Consider the following 16983-nt stretch of genomic DNA (forward strand, 5'->3'; position numbering starts at 1 on the left):
CATGCCATTGCCGCTGCCGGACTTGGACGATCGTCGTTTCGACGATCTGGTCGACGAGGCCCAGGCACTCATTCACCGGTACGCGCCGAACTGGACCGACTACAACCTGTCCGATCCCGGCATCACGTTCATCGACCTGCTCGCCTGGATGACCGAAGCCGACGTGTTCGCAACCGATCAGATCCCGCTGCGACACCGGGAACGGTTCCTCGCACTGGTCGGCGTGCTGCTTCGAGCCACGGTGCCGGCTCGTACCCCGTTGGCTCTCACCTCGACCGTTCAACCGCGCAAACTTCCGGCAGGTGTGGTGTTCAGCGCAAGCACCGATGGTCAACTTGCGGTCGCGCATCGCCTGGAGCGAAGCGTCGAGGTCCTGGGTTGTGCGTTGACCGCCGTTCAAGTCTGGGACGGAACGGCCTTCATTGACCGCACTCATGACTGGCAGCATCGAAATGCGTTCGACGCGTTGGGATCCGATCCCGCCGAAGGGGCCGCGCTACTGCTCGGCTTCGATCCAGGGCCGCCCCTGCAACCGGCGGACTGCATGACGATGTGGCTGGAGCTCGATGACGCGGCCGGTTCTGCGCTCGAGCCTGGGCCGAATGTCTCTCACCACGGCGCCCAGACGGAGTGGCAGTACTTCAACGACGGCCAGCAGGAGTGGGTGGGCTTCGAGGAGGCGGCCGACGACACGGTCGCACTCACCAGGACCGGCCGAGTGGTCGTGCCATTCGGAGTGTTGGGCACTTCGACGGCGGCGATCGGCGCGATCACTCAGCCGTTGCGCTGGATACGACTGGTCGTCCGTCATGGTCGGCACGACGTCGCGCCGCGCAGCCGCGGAATACACACGGACGCAGCGGTCGTCGTGCAGTCGGTGCCGGCGTTGGCGGAGTGGCGCTTCGCGAATCCGGACCAGCTCCCGCCAGTTGGTTTCGAAGTGGGCAAGTACGTGCAGTTCCCGATCACGATGAATTCGACCGGAAGCATCGTCTCGTTGGAGGGCCCGGTCGGACCCGACGATCCGCAAGCTCTCGTTCTCGCGGCCAAGGCCGGGTCGATCACTTTGACTTTGGGGTGGGGCGGCATCGCCGACGGAGCACCGCTGTACCAGGGTGCAGTCACGGGTGCGCCGTTCACCGGTGACGACGTGTACATCTGGTCTGTCGATTCGAACGGCAGCCTGCGCTGGACGGTGGTGGACACGCTACAGCACAGCGGCGCAGAGGATTTCCACGTGGAGTTCGATCGGATGACCGGTGCGATCCGCTTCGGCGACGGCGAACGAGGCCGCATTCCGGCCAAGGGCAGCGTGTTGCTGATCCGCGCCGAGCAGACGCGAGGAGTCGCCGGCACGCCGGCCCCACGCACACAGTGGCAACTCGACACGACCCATCCGCTGACCGTTGCGCTGATGGCCGGGGCAGTCGTCGATGCAACCACGATCGGTGTCCGAGCGGCAGACCCGACCCCTGCCCGCACCGCCGACGACGTGGTCGCCGGTGAGGGCCGCGCCGCCGAATCCGTTTGGGTTCACGAGCGATTGGCCGAACTGGCACCACCTGGTTCAGAGGCGACACTCGACCAGCTCGACAGAGCTACGGTGCTCTCCCGAGCTCGTCCCGAACGCGCTGTGGTTGCGGTGGATTTCGAGCGTCTGGCCATCGATGTACCGGGAACCGCAGTGCGGCGCGTCCGAGCGTGGGCCGGCGTCGATCCAGCGCTGCCCGGACGACACGTTCCTGGCACCGTGACCGTGATCGTGGTTCCGGGGTTGCCCGCGCAACGACCGGTACCGACTCCTGGTCTGCTGTCGCAGATCCGCCAATTCCTTTGCCCCCGGCGGAGTCTTGGCACTCGTTTGATCGTCGCCGGCCCACAGTACGTCGAAGTCGAGGCCCGAGTCGTCCTCCAGGCCACAAGGCATGCAGACCTCGACCGCGTCAAAGCCGACGTCGAATCGCGGCTCTACAGCTTCCTCGATCCACTCACGGGGGGCCCGGCCGGCCGGGGCTGGCCCTTCGGCCGCGACGTGTTCCGCAGCGAGATCCTGCGTGAACTCGATCTTGTCAGCGGTGTCGACCACGTCGACGAACTCGAGCTCCTCGTTGATGGAATCGCAAGCGGGTGCGGAAATCTCTGTGTCGGGGCGACCTCGCTCGTGGTGTCGGGTGCACACGGGGTGAGGGTCCGATGAAGCCACTCCTCGACAGAGTCGATTTCCGTCCCGATCAACTGCTTTCGGGCGATGACCTGGTTCAGGCCTCCCGCCGGACGTCCGACCTGATGGCCTTGCACGCCGCGCGGGTGCATGGCGTGTGGGGCGTGGCGCGGGGATACCTGTGCGCTGTTTCGAACCGGCGAGACAAGGCGATCGTCGTCGGGTCAGGGGTGGGCGTCGATCATTGCGGCCGGCTGGTCCTCAATGCCGAGGATCGCGAATTGCCCCTTCCCTCAGTGCCGGTCAACGGGTCGGCGTTCATGGTCGATCTTGTCGCCAGGTACAGCGCGACCGCGGAGCTGCCGGAGTCTTGCGGCCGAGATTCGATGCCGACCGAACAGGCGCAGTTCCGTTGGGAGCATGCGGGTTTCGTGGGAGGTGGCGTTCCGCCGTACTCGCCTGCTATTCGCCTCGGGATCGACATCCCGATTGCGCGAGTCACCATCGGCGGCGACCGCGGGCCTGTGGTCGAGACGCGTTCGCGGCCCACAGCGCATGCATTGATTCGCCCGAAGATCGCCACCGGGCGGATCCTGCAGGCGACGAGGGCGACTGAAGGCGTATACGCCGACTGGAAGATGTTGGTGGACACCCGATCAGCCGGATTCGACAGCAATGCGAAGCCGGTGTATCTCGTATCGCTCGATGCGCACCCCTTCGGTGACACGGCGTCGTTCCCGACGAACGCCGGGCCGCCGCCCGACCTTGTCGACCGGATGCAGAAGTGGCGCGGCCCGTATGTGTCAATCCGGAACTCAAGCGCGACAACGTTCTTGATGCGTGTCCTCGCTTCGACCGACGGTGGTTGGGGGCGTGATGCAGTTACCGAGGTCAATCCGGTGCCGATGTCGTGGGTGGGTATCGACACCTTCGGCGGCGGCCCGTTCGCGGCGGCCGCGTTCCTGCAGAAGATGCGACTAGCCGAGGTGAACCCATGAGCGATGTGCCCAAACTCATCCGGCCGGCCTTCTTCGACGGCCAGGCGCTCACTGCAACAGACCTCAATGCCGTGCAGACCTATCACCGCGACCTGCTATGGCTTCATCAGAAGACGATGCACGGGTCAGGTATCGCGTCGGGACTCTCTGTCACCGCACGCAAGGGTGACAAGGTCGTTTCGGTCGCCGCAGGTTATGCGATCGACACCAGCGGGCGATCGATAATCTCTGATACCACAAAGATTGTCGACATTCCCCAGGCTGTCTCCGGCCCCGCCGGGCAGGCCGTGGAGTACTACCTGACCATCGCCTACAGCCCCGACAGCGACCTCGCGCCGTCCGTGCGTGGTGGCGCCTGCAATACCAGTGGCGCAGTGTGGCGGGCTGAGCAGCCATCGCTCAAATGGAAGGTCCCCGAAGATGCCGCACAAGACGTCGTGCTCTGCGGCATCAAGGTTTTCGACTGCAAACTGTCCGAGCCCCTGGACTTGTCGCTTCGGCGCAGCGCACTACCGGACAAACAACCTTTCGTGTTCGCCGGCTGGAGCGCAGCGGAGAAATCCAAATGGGAGATCTGGCAGGAGAACGGCAACAGGTTCGGTTTGAAGGCCGCGGTCGACACCAGCGAGGCCGGATTCGTCAACACGCCGAAGTACCAAGCGATGGTCGTCGGCGAGCGCACCACTTGGAACATCGATGGGATGCAGGGAGCCGTCGACGGACATGTCCAGGTCGACTCGGCGACCGCCGACGGCTTCCGGCTCACGATGACCCTGCCGAAGGGCAGTCTGCTGGTCAATCCCGAATGGGCGCTGCGCGAAGCGAAGCTCAAGACCATTCCGAAGGCCAACAGGTGGCTCATCAGCTGGATGGGCGTGGAGTACTGAGATGACCACCGCCGACACCGATCGGGACCGGATGACGCGCTACGCCAACGTCGCCGGCGGTTGGGTCGGGCTGGCGCCCGCGGGCGTCGTCGTCGGCGCCGCCGGTGAACTGCGGTTGCACAGCCTCGCGGACGCGGGCGTTCCCGTGGGCGACGACATCGCGCCGACCGGCGACGGCAGTCCCGCAGGCTGTGCACTCGACCCGTGTGGCACCGGTTACGTGAGCGAGCCCCGACACGGCGTCATTCGCGAGTTCTCCACGTGCGTAACCGATTCAGTTCCGCCGGGTGAGATGTGGGGTTCGCGCCAGGACGGTTTGTTCTTGCCCGGGGCCTTCATCGCCCCGCGCGGTCTTGCCATCGGGCCCAGGCGTCGGCTGTACGTAGCCGACAAAAAAGCCGTGGTCGTCACGGACCCACGAACCGGCACGATCACCGGCCGGTGGGGTGACGTCGACAACGGGTGGTGCGTGACCTGCCAGGGCGACTGGATCTATGTACTCGACCGGGGAGGTCCCAACCACGGCGGCCGTGTCCGCCGCTTCACCCCGGACGGTGGGGAAGACGTTGCTTACACAGCGGCGATCGCACCGCGAATCGGCAACGCAGTCCGGATGGCGACGAGCGGAGAGGTACTCCTCGTCGTCTCTCGCCGGCAAGACGGTGACGCCGTCGTCCCGCTGCGGCCGGACGGACGAGTCGACCAGGCGACCGCAGGCGCCTGGGCGAAACCCTCTCGGGTGGAACGAGACCCATTGACCGGTAGCCCGGTGGAAACGCCGCTCGCCACCATTGCGGGGATCGCCGCCACAGATGGTCGGGTCTATCTCGTCGACGGCGAGCAGGGGGACCTCGTGGCCTTCACGTCCGCTGGGGGATATATCGGCACCACGCGGACCACGCGGCCAGTGGTGGACGTGTGGTCATCGGGGAACACAGTGTTGTGGACTCGTCCGGCCGAGCCGCAACCGATGCTGCGGCACAATGTGATTGGTGCCTACCGGCGCACCGGGACGTTCGTGTGCGGTCCATTGCCAACCAACACGGTTGACGGTCGGCGGGAACTGCGCGCCCGCTTCGACCGCGTGCCGGGAGCCCACGTCCAGCTCTGGACCGCGGTGACTTCCGGCAACGTGCCCCCGCCGCCCAGCACGATTCCGCTCAATCAGACGGCCATCTCACCGATCTGGGCGCCGGTGCCCGTCGACGTCGACGCCGCGCTGGTGAGTGAGCCGAGCGGCCCCCAGCTGTTCATCGGTGGGTCCCTCGTCAGCGACGGGATGTCGACGCCTTCGGTTCATCAGATCGGGGTGGGCGGTCCGTCATCGTGGATCGAGCTGCTACCGGCGTTGTACCGCAAGGATCCCCGCGACAGCGACTTCCTCGATCGCCTGCTGCGTCTGCTGGCCAGTGTGCAGTCCGAAACGACGCAGGAGCGTGTCGACCTGGCGCGCCGTTTCGACCCGAGAACCGCCGACGACGCCGTCACCGAACGTGCCACGGGTACCGTCCTCGAAGAGCTGGCGTCCTGGTTGGCTGTCGTCCTCGACGAGCGTTCGCCGGACAAGGTGCGCCGTGACACTGTGGCACAAGCGTTTTCGGCTCAGGCGATCCGCGGTAGCCATCGGGGGCTCCTCGATGCGATCGTCACGCGCTTTCCTCGGCTGAAGGTCGAGATCACAGAGCTGGCGCAACGCGCCGAAAGGTGGTCTCTGCCAACCGAGGACACCCGGGGCGTACTTCGAAGCGCGGCAAGTGGCTTGGGATTCGACACCATGCTCTGCGCGGCACCGCCCCACGGCGCCGTCGTCGGTGTGGACACGATCGTGGATCAGAGCACGTTGACCGCGGGTGATCGTCCGGGTGCGCCATTGTTCGAAGATCTGGCACACCGGTTCCACGTCGCGGCACTGCCATGCCCCGGCCGCGACACCACCTCGCTGTCCACCGACTTACGGGCGCTCGTGGATGCGGAGAAGCCGGCTCATACCGTGTACACCCTGTGCATCGCAGGCCCGAGAGCGCGAGTGGGCGTTCAAGCCCGCCTCGGGGTCGACTCGATCATCGCCGAGCCTCATGCCCCGTTCGATCTACGCAAGCCGCCCGCACTCGAGGAGTCCACACTCGCAAGCTCATTCGCCGAACACGACGGGCCAGGACCAGCCGTCGTCGGCGAGATCAGGCTTGGCCAAGGCCAACTGACGTGACGCCAATCAGCAAGGTACAAGACAGGAGTCGACCGTGACCGAGGCATTGCTGCATCCCCCCAAGCGCAACAAGTACTTCTACGGCAAGCTGCTCGATGTCTCGCACATGCAGTTGGAGCAGTGCTACGGAATAGAGAAGCGACGCCTGCTGAACCGCCTGGCTCTTGGTCCTGGCGTGTTGTGCGGACTCCATGTGACCACGGTCGGCGACAAACTGGCGATCTCGCCGGGAGTCGCGATCGACCACCTGGGCCGGGAGATCGTCGTACCGGTCACGATCACCGACATCGACCCCGCGCATGAAACCGATGCCAAGGGAAAGCGACTGCCGGACAAGGCGATCGAAGACAACAGCACGATCTATCTGTGCTACACCGAGTGTGATGGCGAGCCGACACCGGTGTACGTGTCCGAATGCGACGGCGCCGCGAGCACGGCCTGCAGCACCACCGAGGAGCGCTACCGCGTAGTGGTGGTGCCAGGTCTTCCCGATGACGAGCCACCGGAGCTCACCGACTGGCAGCGCGAACAGATCTTCCCGCGGCAACCGACGGAGGACTTCGACCGGCGCATCGCGACCCTGAAGACTCTCGGTGACGATTGCCCTTCGCCGCCGGACATCACCTGCGTCGTGCTGGCCACGGTCACCCTTCCCTCTGACGGGGACCCGATGCGCGTCGATCCGTACACCTACCGCGTCGACGTCTACAGCAACACGATGTTGTTCGAGCTGATCGTCGCGCTCGCCGATCGCGTCGACAGGTGCTGCGCCAAGCTGTACGACAATTCGATCGAGGTGACGGACGGACAAGATCAGTCCGGCGACGTCTCCCAGCCGCTTCCTGAGCCGATTCTGTTGAGGGTGCACGACCGTGATGACGCCCCCGTAGTCGGTGCCGATGTCCGGTTGCAGACTACCGACGGCGACCTCAGCCTCGACAACGTGGATTTCGCAACGGACATCGTCGCGACTTCGGGAGCCGACGGCGGTGTCACGGTCTGGTGGCGCCTCGGCCCCGACGTGGGTGGCCAGACGTTCTCCGCGGCATTGACCAATGGCAATTCGGTCACGGTCTCGGCGAACGGGGTGGTGCGCGAACCCGGTCAGCCGAATCCTCCTGTCGTAGAGCGGCTCACGCCGCCCAACGGTGAACGTGTCGACCGGGATTGGGTCAGGGAGCCCAGGATCGTCGTCGATTTCGACAAGGACATGCAGAACGCATCGCTCGACCTGCCAGGAAACTGGCTGCGCGCTTGGTGGTTCGAGGTCCTCGAACCCGAGCGCCTCGGAGTGGCCCATCGAATCAGGCTGGTTCCTGCCGAGAACGGCGACCGTCGGACCGCCACCTACCAAAGCCGGCCACTCGAGGGCGACGGTGTCGAAGAGCGGACTCTGCTGGTCGTCGTCATGATGCGGGGGAGCGAACATATCGTGGCCGTCGGTGCCGAGCCGAACCAGCTCGACGCGGACTTCGCAGGCACGCGGCTGGACGAGGCTCAGCTCGACGCTCTGTGGAATGCCGGTGACGACTTCCAACCCGACGCGTTGTTCAGTGTCGCCGCTGGGCAGAAGCCGGATCCCGAAGACCAAATGCCCTCGGGGAATGGGCAAGTCGGTGGCCAGCTCCACGCGTTCTTCACCATCCCAGCCAACCAATGACCGACAGCTGACGAGGAGCACGAAATGACGGCAACACTCGGGACCGGCTGCGGCTGTGGGTGCAGTGGATCCGCGACGGGCACACCAGGGCAGGCGGCGGCCGGCGAGCGCACGCGGTACTACCCGCGCCAGCTCGTGTCCGCCGCAGACCTGACGCAGGACCAGCTCTATTTTCGCGAACGAATGCGGCGGCATAACCGGTTGCTGCACGGCTGGGGCATCGTCTGCGGTGCCGAGGTCAGGAGTTCCAAGGAGTCCGGCTGCGTGGAGGTCAATGCCGGGTTCATCCTCGGCCCCTATGGCGACGAGATCCTGATCGATGGGATCGTGACGGTCGACGTCAACGCCCGGAACGCCGACGGTGACAACATGAACGGGTACGAACAACCCGATCCGTGGTGTGCCGAGGTGAAGATCGCGCCACGTGCGGAGAAGCCGGTGTACCTCGCCATCGCCTACGCGGAGCATGCGTGCCGGCCCGTTCAGGCGGCGATGTCAGCCTGCAGTTGTGGGTGCGACGAGACGGTGTGCGAGTACAGCCGATGGCGCGACTCGTACCGCATCCGGGTACTCGACGAACTGCCGGACACTTACTCGGACGAGATGACCGCTCCGTGGCCGGACATCGCGATCAGCTGCCCGAAGGAATCATCGGACAATACACACTGCCACTGCCCGGCGTGCTCGTCGTGCCCGACGTCACCGTGGGTGATTCTCGCCGACCTCTCGATCACCGGGGACGGGATCGGCATCGACTGCGACGCACACCGGCGCTACGTGGCGTCATTCCGGGACTTCTACTTCATGTGCCCGAACCCGAATACGGCGCCCAAGCTGAAGGACGTCCTGGTGTCGTCCGCGATCGAACGACTCCGCCGTTACGCCGGTGACCTTGTCCGCGAAGTCATCAGGCTGCCGGCCAGGAATCTGGCGATCACCATCCCCGAGGAGTCTCCGCTGAACCCGAAGATCGAGCCTCTGACCATCGAAGATATCGCGTCGTCGCCGCGAGACGCGTTCGTCGCCAACATGACGACCGATGTGGCCGAGGACTCCCGCGACAAGGTGGCGGCCCTGGCAGGTCAACTGTGGGAAAAGGCCGTCGCGGCGAAGCGGCTGGCAGAGCGGCAAGGCGACATATGACACCGCCGCAACTCAAATTGTGGTCTGAATAAGCCGTTGGCGTAATTCATCGATTGCACATGAGATCCACGTACGCAGTCTTGTACCGAACGAGATTGCCGACGTTCCCGGTCGGTCCTCGCTGTATCCAGGAGTGCTTGACGGCAGTGCCGTCGCGCACCGCGATGACCGTACATTGCTCGATGGGTGCGTTACCGACCTTGTTGAGTATCGGTCGAAGTCCTTGTGCTTCCAGCTCGCTGATCGTGGCCTGGGCCGATTTCTGCACCTCGGGCGCCGCCAGCGCCGGCGCCGCCGATGCCAAGCTCAACACGATGGCTCCACACGCAACCACGACGCCCTTGGTAATACCGTCGCCCAACAATTCAATTTCCTTTCCGGCATCTAAATACGTTTATCTGCGTATTCTCAAATTCAATTCTAGTCAGGTTCGAACGTGCGTCGAGGTATTCATATGCGACACATAATGATCGACATGCCAATTTCATGATCGATTCATAGCCATTTCAGACATTGCCAGCTCATGGCGTCCGGATGAGAGGACGGCGATTGGTTTCGGTGCGGCCGGGGTAACTCTCAGCCACGGCCCGGAACAGTCGGGATCGTCAGGTGTGCCAAGGAGAACGATGAGCAAGATATCGAAGTCGCTGTATCTGCCGCTGTCGGCCGCGTTCAGCGTGGTGGGCGGCCTGGTGGCCGGCAAGGTCTTCAGTGTGTTGTGGGAGCGGATCGACGACTCGGGGGAGGGACCGCCGGACCCCAAAGACCTGAACCGCTCGGGCGGGCAAGCACTGCTCGCCGCGGGTGTGCAGGGCCTCGTCTTCGGTTTGGTCAGGGCTGCCGTAGGCCGAGCCGGGGCGCGCAGCTACCGCGCTGTGGCGCACGAGAATCCGGTGTAGAGCTCTCGCGGTTGGCTACGTGGGTTGACCCACATCACAGATGCTCGATCGTCAGTCGTTATCGATGCTTTGTGCCTGTTCAGCGCGCTGTGGGCTCATCACGGACGACCCAGGCCCGACCGCACGGTGTTTGAAGGAGACGCAAAACGAGCATGGCATGGTCATGGGCGAACACGAGAAAGCTGATGAGGCACGTAAAGGCCTGATCGATTCGATCAAGGGTAAAGCAAAAGAGATCGCCGGCGCGGTGAGCGGCAACGATTCATTGACCGCCGAAGGGCAGCTGGAGCAGGCGCAGGCGCGGGCCCGCAAGGAGGCCAACGCCATCGAAGCGGTTGCAGACGCCGAAGCTGACGCCGCCACCGGCCTGGCGTCGCAGGCCCGCCATCAGGCGGCCGGCGCCCGGGACGTGGTGCGGTCCGGCACGGACGCCGCAGAAGACGCGGCACAACAGCAGCAGGTGGACCAGGTCCAGCAAGTCGCGCAAACAGCGCGGCACCGCGCTGCCGAGGAGCAGGTCCGCGCCAGCGTCGAGGAGCAGCGCGAGGAACGGCAAGCGGAAATCCGGGAAACGGCCGACGCCGCCGCAGCCGGCAGGGAGGCACGTGACGCGCTCGCCGAATATCGCGCCGCACAGAGAGATGCGGACGAAGAGCAAGCCGAGGCCCGTCGCCTTCGCGAACGCGCCGAGACCCTCGGCGATCGAACCAACTTGCCCTGAAAGACATTGAGAACCAAGGAGATATCGTGAGCATCATCGAATTGCCGTTACAGGTCTTGCGCATGCAATACCGCCTGGCCCGGTTTCCCCTGCAGTTCATCGAGGATCGATGGATCGCCCGCCTGGACGCCGAAGCACCCGCTCGGCTGATCTATGAGCGGTCGCTCGGGGGTTTGGACGCTGCGGTCGGCGGAGTGCTGGGCGATTCCACGCTGCGCCGGCGGGGTGCGGCGCTGGCCCGCCGAAGCGAGGTTCGTGCCGAAGCTGTCGTGCGGAGCATGGACGCGGCCCTACGGCGCAAAGAGGCCGGCGCGCAGCTGGAGGACTCGCTGGAAGAGGCCGCCGACGACCGCGACGAAGCAATCGCCGCCAAGCAGGACGCGGTGGCCGGTGCGCGCGAACGCGCGCAGCAGCGTAAGCGGCAAGCGGCGGAAGAGGCCGACAAGCGCATCGCTCAGGCCGCGAAGGCCAGCCGGGCCGAGGCCGAACGTAAGCGCGAGGCTGTCGAAACCGCCGAACAGCAACGGCTGCAACGGATCAACAAAGCCGAACAAAAGGCCGCGGCTGCGGCCGAAGCCGCGCTCGAGGACGCGCGGGACAAGCGTGCTGCGGCGGCAGCCAAGCGCGAGCAGGCTGAGCAGGTCGAAGTACTTGCCGACGCCGAGAAGCAGAACCGGCGGGCGGGCCGGGTCTGACGCAGGCTTCCGAATCGGCAGTGGCTTCATCGGCGGCACATCTGCCGCCGATGAAGCCACTCAGCGAAACCGGTTTCCGGACAGGCTATTTGCTGCCGCGGTGGCCCCCGCTACCACCGTGGCTCCCGGCATTGCCCTGACCATCTCCGGTTGCGTGGCTGTTCGAGCCTGACGTATCCGACGCGTGCTTCGGTCCGTCGCCGTCATGAGAGCTGTTGCCGCTCTTGGTCTCACCGGTCTTCCCGGCACCGGTATCCGGCTGTCCGCCTCCCGCCTGGCCCGACTCTGAAGGCTTGCGGTGCTTGCCGCCCTTGTCCGATTTGGTTTTGCCTGAATCTGCTCTGTCGGTGCCGGACTTGTCCGCGTCTGCTTTGTCCGACTTCTTGTCCGAAGCGGCCTTGTCGGGCGTCGAGTCGGCCGTGGAGTTGGGGGCCGACAGCGCGGCGGCCGGCTTGCTGACCTTGATCAGATTGGATTGCACCTTCGGCACGCTCGCGGCCGCCAGCGGCGTCGTTGCCGCCGAGGCGAGACCGCCGAGGCTGGAGACGAATTGTCCTGCCTGCGAGACGATTCCGTTAACCGTGTTGGCGACGGCGTTCGACACGGCGAACGGCAGATTCGTCGTCAGCAAGCCGGCAATGAACTGCGGGCTCAGTGAATACGGGAACCTCACTACGAGCGGAAGCACCACCGGTACGGCGACGGCCAAAGGCAGATTCACCGCGTAGGCGACGTCATTCGCCACCATCGACACCGCAGACGACACCACATTGCCCAGGCCGCCGATCAGATTCTGCGGCGACGGGACCGAGTGGCTGATCGAGGGGGGCACTGCCGCAGCCGAATTGAGTTGCACTTTCGATACATTTGCGGCTGCCGGCTGTGCGGCTGCGGCCGGCAGCAGACCGCCGAGGGCACCCGCGAGGCCGGCGAGAAATTGCGTTGTGGTGTTGATGAATCCGTTGAGGCCGTATGCGGTGAACTGTTGGATATAGTTCGGAATATAGCTCGTGAGCAGGCTGAAGAGCAGGTCCGGGTTGAAAGCGGCCGCCACTCCGTAGTTCACCAGCGTCCAGGCCGTCTGGACCCCGATTTGCAGGGGAATGCTCGCCAGGTAGGCCCCGTCATTCCACACCGTGCTGAGTGCGCCGGTCAGCAGGCCGCCGAGGCCGCCAACCAGGTCTTGCGGAGTCGCGGCGGCGGGGGAGATGGCGGGGGAGAGCGGCGCATTCGGTACCAGGGTGCCGATGAGCTCTTGCGCCACGGACGGCGGTAGGGCCAGCAGGGCCTCGATCAGTGAGATCGGGTCGGCCGTCGCTGTCAACGTCACGTGCCTCGCAAATTCTGGCACTTGCGTGGCGACGGTGTTGGCGTGTGGATTGGCCACGACGATGCTCGCGGTCACCGCGGTAGCGCTAGCCAATAGGGCTACCGCCATCTTCTGTGAGTTTGCTGTGGACTTGCTGAAATGTGCAGCTGGCATGATCTGGTCCCCGTTCCCGTGATCGTTAATGCCAGTGGCCACAACATCATTTGCAGCAGGCACACCAACCCCGCCCCATGTGTCATGGTCGCCAACGATTGAACCCCACCCATAACATACTCACAGTATGTTTGCTGGGTCAAGATGTATTTAGCTGTTGAAATTAGCTCGTGGAAAGTGGGTCGGGCGGGCTGCGCGTCGTGCGGTGGTCGCAACGTTGTCGAGCCTGGCGACCGCGCCAATGGCGTCGGTCACCACCGACACGGAGATATCGTCGACAAGCGGAGTGACGTCCCAGCGCGCCTACGGGACCTTCTTGGCGGCTTTCTTCGCCACCTTCTTCGCGGCCTTCTTGGCGGGGCCGCCGGGCGGTTGGGGTGGATTCTTGGGAGCATCGGATCCGGGCAGGTCGTCCTGCCCCAGATATTTCAGGTGCAGGGACCGCAGGAAGTTCTTGTCCTCATAGATCGGCATCAAATCCTTGGTGCCGTCGTAAACCTTTGTCAGCCAAGGGGAATCCTTAGACGCGCCGGACAGCTTCCACGCGGCGGTCCAGAGCGCGCCGAGCGTCACCGCACCCGCCGCGATGACCTCGACGGTCCGGTCCCCGCACTTGTTCCAGAGTGCGTCCAACACCGCCGGATTGCTCGTCTCGTGGCTGGCTCCTGGATGTACGTCGTCATAGGTCTGGCAGATTGTCTGGGGCGGCAGCGTGGTTTGGGCGAAGATCATCAAATCCATGGTGGCCTTGGCCGCGTCGCGCGGACTGTGGATCGCGCGCGGTGTGAAGTCCAGATTTTTGATGGCGCTGCCGATCTCATCCGCGATGGCGTCGGCGTGCGCGTTCACCATGTTGTCCTCGTAGGTGGCGTGGACGCCGGTTGAAGCTCCGTTCAAGCCGTCGGAGTGCTGCGAGGAATGCAGGGGCTGGCACGCGTCGCCCACATAGTGCGCCAGGCAGCCGGCCGCGGTGAGAAAACGATCGCCGTCACCGTTCTTCGCGAATTTCACCATCTGGGCGACGATCTGCCAGACCCGGAACGGAAGCGCCCCTTGGTTATTGGAATGCGTCTTCGAGGCACTGGGCACCGGCGCGTCTTTGTAGAAGGTCAGCCAGTTGCTGTAGTTCAGCGAATCCTCGTCGGCCGCATAGCTCGCCATCAGCGAGTCGCCGTCAGCTCCGGGGAGGTCGATATCGGCGTAGTGATTCCAGTTCTCCATCACCCGCGCGACTTCCGGCTTGGCCCGGTTGATGTTCGTCTTCCACACCACATCCGGGACATCACTGAGCGGGACGAATTTCGTGGCCTGCAGGTGCGTGGCGAGTTGGATTTGGTCGTCGCTGCGGAAACTCAGGTTGTTGATGTTGGCGGTGAAGAACTTTCGCAATGCCGGGTTTCCGACCAGGAAGCAGGCCTGTTGGCCAATCTTGAAGTGCCCCACCGGCCCCCAATACTGGATGCGCTGTGCTGTGGGGCCGGAGACCAGGTCGAGATTGAGTTCCCGCAGGATCACCGCCATCGACGTCGCCAGCGAGAACTGGAGGAAGTCGCCGGCGGCCGGATCGCCGCCGATCCGCTGACCGCCCCACTCCAGCCCGAACGGCGAGCGGACACCAGGCGCCTCGATTCCGTCGAGGCACCACAGTGACCCGGAATCACCAGGTTGCGTGACCAGCGGGCCGGTGTGGTCGGATCGTGGACCGATGACGAAGTCGGCGATGTAGTCGCGCCCGCCGATCGACTTGTACCGGTAGAACAAGGCCTTGATCTCGCCGCGCATCTCTCCGCTCGCGGCGCCCTGGCCGACCACCGGCCGGCCGATCCAGGAGAGTGCGGCGGTGCTTGCGCTGAAGTCCGTCACGTCGCCGATCGGATCAGTGAGGGCGTCCGTTTCCCAGACCCGGGCATCGTCGAGCCGGACGATGGCGGCATCAATATTCACGACGGCGTCCCGGCCCGGCAGGCTCGGATAGATGTCCGAAAACGTGCGCTCCGCCAGATGAGGCGCTCCCAACGTGCTCCCGATGGTGACGGGAACACCACGCAACAACGCCCGCACCGGCCGCCCCACCACTCCGGCAAGGTGCGTGTTGGTCAGCACATAGACATCGCTGCCGTCCGAAACCAGGCAGGCGGCGGTGCCCATGCGACGCATTCCCTGTGCATCGACGTAGATGGGCGAACCCACACCGAGCGATTCCGCCGCGAGTCGGCTCGGGTCGAGCACGGGGGACGGGAGCTGCGCGGATTCGGCGAGTACGACGCACACCGGAACGATGCGCCCGTCCGGCAGGTAGATGAACGGCGGTACCACATCCTCGGGACGATCGACCAGATCGTCGAGCGTCTGCCACCGCTTGACGAACACCAGGACACACGGCCACGACCACGACCGAGTCGTGGAATTCAGGAGGGTGCGCTCTGGTGCCTTTCGCGCCCGCGCATCGAGCGGATCGCACGTCGTTTCAGGTACGTCAGGATCGGTGTCACGAATCAGGTAGCGCCCGATCGCCGTGGAGAAGACGTTCGGCTTGTGTGCGAGGTGCACGTGAAACTGGTCGCGGGCATCCAGCAGATCGCGGATACCGAGCGACTGAAAGTCACTGGCGCTCAGTCGCCCGCGGTCGGGTGACGCTGCGTGTGTGGCGTGACTCATGGGCTTGCCCTCCGCGACGCTCGGCGCTGATCAGATGGTGGCCGTAATAAGCGCTGATCAGATGGTGGCCGTAATAAGAATGCGCCTTCCGCGGTGATCAGGACCGAGTAGATCGCTACCTGTTTTCCATTCGGACACCGCGGCGTCATCGGCAGTCGAGTTCGGGATGTTGGCGCTCGCGGGTTTAGCTTGTCCGCCGCAGGCTAATCACAGTCATGCGCACCACAGCGATTCTCCATCACCGGTTTGGCCGGGCGGTTCGTCGTCGTTTCCTTTCGGGGGCAGGCTCCGAAAGGAAATCGCATGGCTGACAACGTCCTTGACAGCGCCCTGACCGTTCGGCGGCACAGCACTGCGACCCGGCAAGAGGTCTGGAACGTCATCGCCGACGGCTGGACATACTCCCAGTGGGTGGTGGGCAACAGCCGGATGCGTGCCGTCGACGCCGACTGGCCGGCCGCCGGCCGCCGCATTCAGCACTCGATCGGAGTGTGGCCGGTTCTCGTCAACGACGTCACCGAAGTGCAGGACTGCCGCCCGCTGGAAGAGCTGGTGCTGCTTGCCAGCGCTGGAGTGTTCGGCCGGGCGCGCATCTTCCTTCGGTTGTCCGATACGCCGACCGGCGGTTGCCTCATCGAGATGGCCGAGGTGCCGGTCGGTCGACCGATGCGTTGGGTGCCCGACCAGTTGGCCCTGGCGGCGGTCATTCCGCGCAACCGGGAATGCACCCTGCGGCTGGCCGCCATCGCCGAACGCCGAACCACAACCAGTGACGACGACTCGGCCCGACCAGTGGGGGAGTCCGTGTGAGAATCGGGGCATGGGGCGTGCAGGGGGAAAAAGCCCGATCGGCAGAGTGATCGGGACGCTGTTCGGGTTCGGGATGTTGGCGCTGGCGGTCGTCATCTTCCTCGGGGCCAAGGACGACCCGGCCGAGTTGATCAGATCGGGCGACGTGGTGACGCCCACCGAACGCGTGCACGTCGTGTATCTCGACCGATCGCAATCGAACATTCGTTGCACGGCAACGACATCTGGTGGTCAGGCCGAGCCCTTGGAGCCGTTCACCGGGGCCCACGACGAGAAACGTTTCGGTGGCAAGCGGCTCTTCCTGATCCCCAGGGGCAAGTACTACCGCGCGGTCGGGGAGTTGCCGCTCGACCGCGGGCCGGTGACCGTGCGGTGTCCCGGAGCGAGCCGGATCTGGGTGAGTGCGCCGCCGAACGGCTGGTCGTGGCCGATTGTCGTCTTTGTCGTGATCGGGGTGGCGTGCCTCGTGGTGTTCGTCGTGGTGATGGTGCGCCGCCGGGGCGGGAAGAGCGGGCCGTCGTATCCCGCACCGCCGCAACAGGGTTACCCCGGCTACCCACAGCAGAGCTATCCGGGCTACCCGCCGCCCGGCTATCCCAACCAGGGCTACCCGCCGAACCCCAATTACCCGAACTCTCCGGGCTAGTTGTGGTCCGGAGGCG

14 protein-coding genes are annotated in these 16983 nt (G+C 64.8%); 11 read left to right on the plus strand and 3 right to left on the minus strand.

The window, feature by feature from the left end:
* Window position 1 precedes the first annotated feature (1 nt).
* From BR47_RS0108950 to BR47_RS31990, 6 genes are read left to right on the plus strand one after another with little or no spacing between them, the layout of a single operon-like run.
* Window positions 2-2197, plus strand: a complete 2196-nt coding sequence (locus BR47_RS0108950; protein ID WP_141772214.1) for a baseplate J/gp47 family protein — start codon at window positions 2-4, stop codon at window positions 2195-2197.
* Window positions 2194-3159 (plus strand): hypothetical protein, encoded by a 966-nt coding sequence (locus BR47_RS0108955; RefSeq protein ID WP_029119281.1) that lies wholly within the window; start codon window positions 2194-2196, stop codon window positions 3157-3159. Before BR47_RS0108950 ends, BR47_RS0108955 begins: the two co-directional genes overlap by 4 nt.
* Window positions 3156-4046 carry a hypothetical protein gene (locus tag BR47_RS0108960; RefSeq protein WP_029119282.1) on the plus strand — a complete coding sequence of 297 codons (891 nt, stop codon included), beginning with the start codon at window positions 3156-3158 and terminating at the stop codon, window positions 4044-4046. Before BR47_RS0108955 ends, BR47_RS0108960 begins: the two co-directional genes overlap by 4 nt.
* Before the next feature lies 1 nt (window position 4047).
* Window positions 4048-6252, plus strand: coding sequence for a phage tail protein (locus BR47_RS0108965; protein ID WP_029119283.1), 2205 nt, complete (start codon window positions 4048-4050; stop codon window positions 6250-6252).
* 34 nt (window positions 6253-6286) lie between these two features.
* Window positions 6287-7912 carry a hypothetical protein gene (locus BR47_RS0108970; RefSeq protein ID WP_029119284.1) on the plus strand — a complete coding sequence of 542 codons (1626 nt, stop codon included), beginning with the start codon at window positions 6287-6289 and terminating at the stop codon, window positions 7910-7912.
* Window positions 7913-7936: 24 nt separating this feature from the next.
* Window positions 7937-9055, plus strand: a complete 1119-nt coding sequence (locus tag BR47_RS31990) for a hypothetical protein (protein ID WP_051634699.1) — start codon at window positions 7937-7939, stop codon at window positions 9053-9055.
* Window positions 9056-9101: 46 nt separating this feature from the next.
* On the opposite strand, the gene BR47_RS0108980 is transcribed toward BR47_RS31990, so the two are convergent.
* On the minus strand, window positions 9102-9419 hold the full coding sequence (locus BR47_RS0108980; RefSeq protein ID WP_225433746.1) for a hypothetical protein: 318 nt from the start codon (window positions 9417-9419) through the stop codon (window positions 9102-9104).
* Between the two features lie 262 nt (window positions 9420-9681).
* Here BR47_RS0108980 and BR47_RS0108985 point away from each other — a divergent pair, with 262 nt between their 5' ends.
* The 3 genes from BR47_RS0108985 (at window position 9682) to BR47_RS0108995 (ending at window position 11370) form a co-directional block, all read left to right on the plus strand.
* On the plus strand, window positions 9682-9954 hold the full coding sequence (locus BR47_RS0108985; RefSeq protein ID WP_029119286.1) for a DUF4235 domain-containing protein: 273 nt from the start codon (window positions 9682-9684) through the stop codon (window positions 9952-9954).
* 157 nt (window positions 9955-10111) lie between these two features.
* The gene (locus BR47_RS0108990) at window positions 10112-10675 is read left to right on the plus strand and encodes a CsbD family protein (RefSeq protein ID WP_081831243.1); all 564 of its coding nucleotides are present in this window, start codon (window positions 10112-10114) and stop codon (window positions 10673-10675) included.
* A gap of 26 nt (window positions 10676-10701) precedes the next feature.
* The gene (locus BR47_RS0108995) at window positions 10702-11370 is read left to right on the plus strand and encodes a hypothetical protein (RefSeq protein WP_029119288.1); all 669 of its coding nucleotides are present in this window, start codon (window positions 10702-10704) and stop codon (window positions 11368-11370) included.
* A gap of 85 nt (window positions 11371-11455) precedes the next feature.
* Here the strand turns inward: BR47_RS0108995 and BR47_RS0109000 are convergent, their stop codons facing one another.
* Both BR47_RS0109000 and BR47_RS0109005 read right to left on the minus strand, forming a co-directional pair.
* Window positions 11456-12775: a hypothetical protein gene (locus BR47_RS0109000; protein ID WP_029119289.1), complete on the minus strand. Its 1320-nt coding sequence runs from the start codon at window positions 12773-12775 to the stop codon at window positions 11456-11458.
* Between the two features lie 381 nt (window positions 12776-13156).
* Window positions 13157-15511, minus strand: coding sequence for a Nal1-like putative serine protease (locus BR47_RS0109005; protein WP_029119290.1), 2355 nt, complete (start codon window positions 15509-15511; stop codon window positions 13157-13159).
* A 303-nt stretch (window positions 15512-15814) separates the two neighbouring features.
* Here BR47_RS0109005 and BR47_RS0109010 point away from each other — a divergent pair, with 303 nt between their 5' ends.
* Together BR47_RS0109010 and BR47_RS31995 are read left to right on the plus strand one after the other, a co-directional pair.
* Window positions 15815-16321: an SRPBCC family protein gene (locus BR47_RS0109010; RefSeq protein WP_020102323.1), complete on the plus strand. Its 507-nt coding sequence runs from the start codon at window positions 15815-15817 to the stop codon at window positions 16319-16321.
* Window positions 16322-16331: 10 nt separating this feature from the next.
* A complete protein-coding gene (locus BR47_RS31995; RefSeq protein WP_141772215.1) occupies window positions 16332-16967 on the plus strand; it encodes a hypothetical protein in 636 nt (211 codons plus the stop codon).
* The last annotated feature ends 16 nt before the right edge of the window (window positions 16968-16983 follow it).

Source organism: Mycobacterium sp. UNC410CL29Cvi84 (genome assembly GCF_000686745.1).
GTDB classification, from domain to species: domain Bacteria; phylum Actinomycetota; class Actinomycetes; order Mycobacteriales; family Mycobacteriaceae; genus Mycobacterium; species Mycobacterium mucogenicum_B.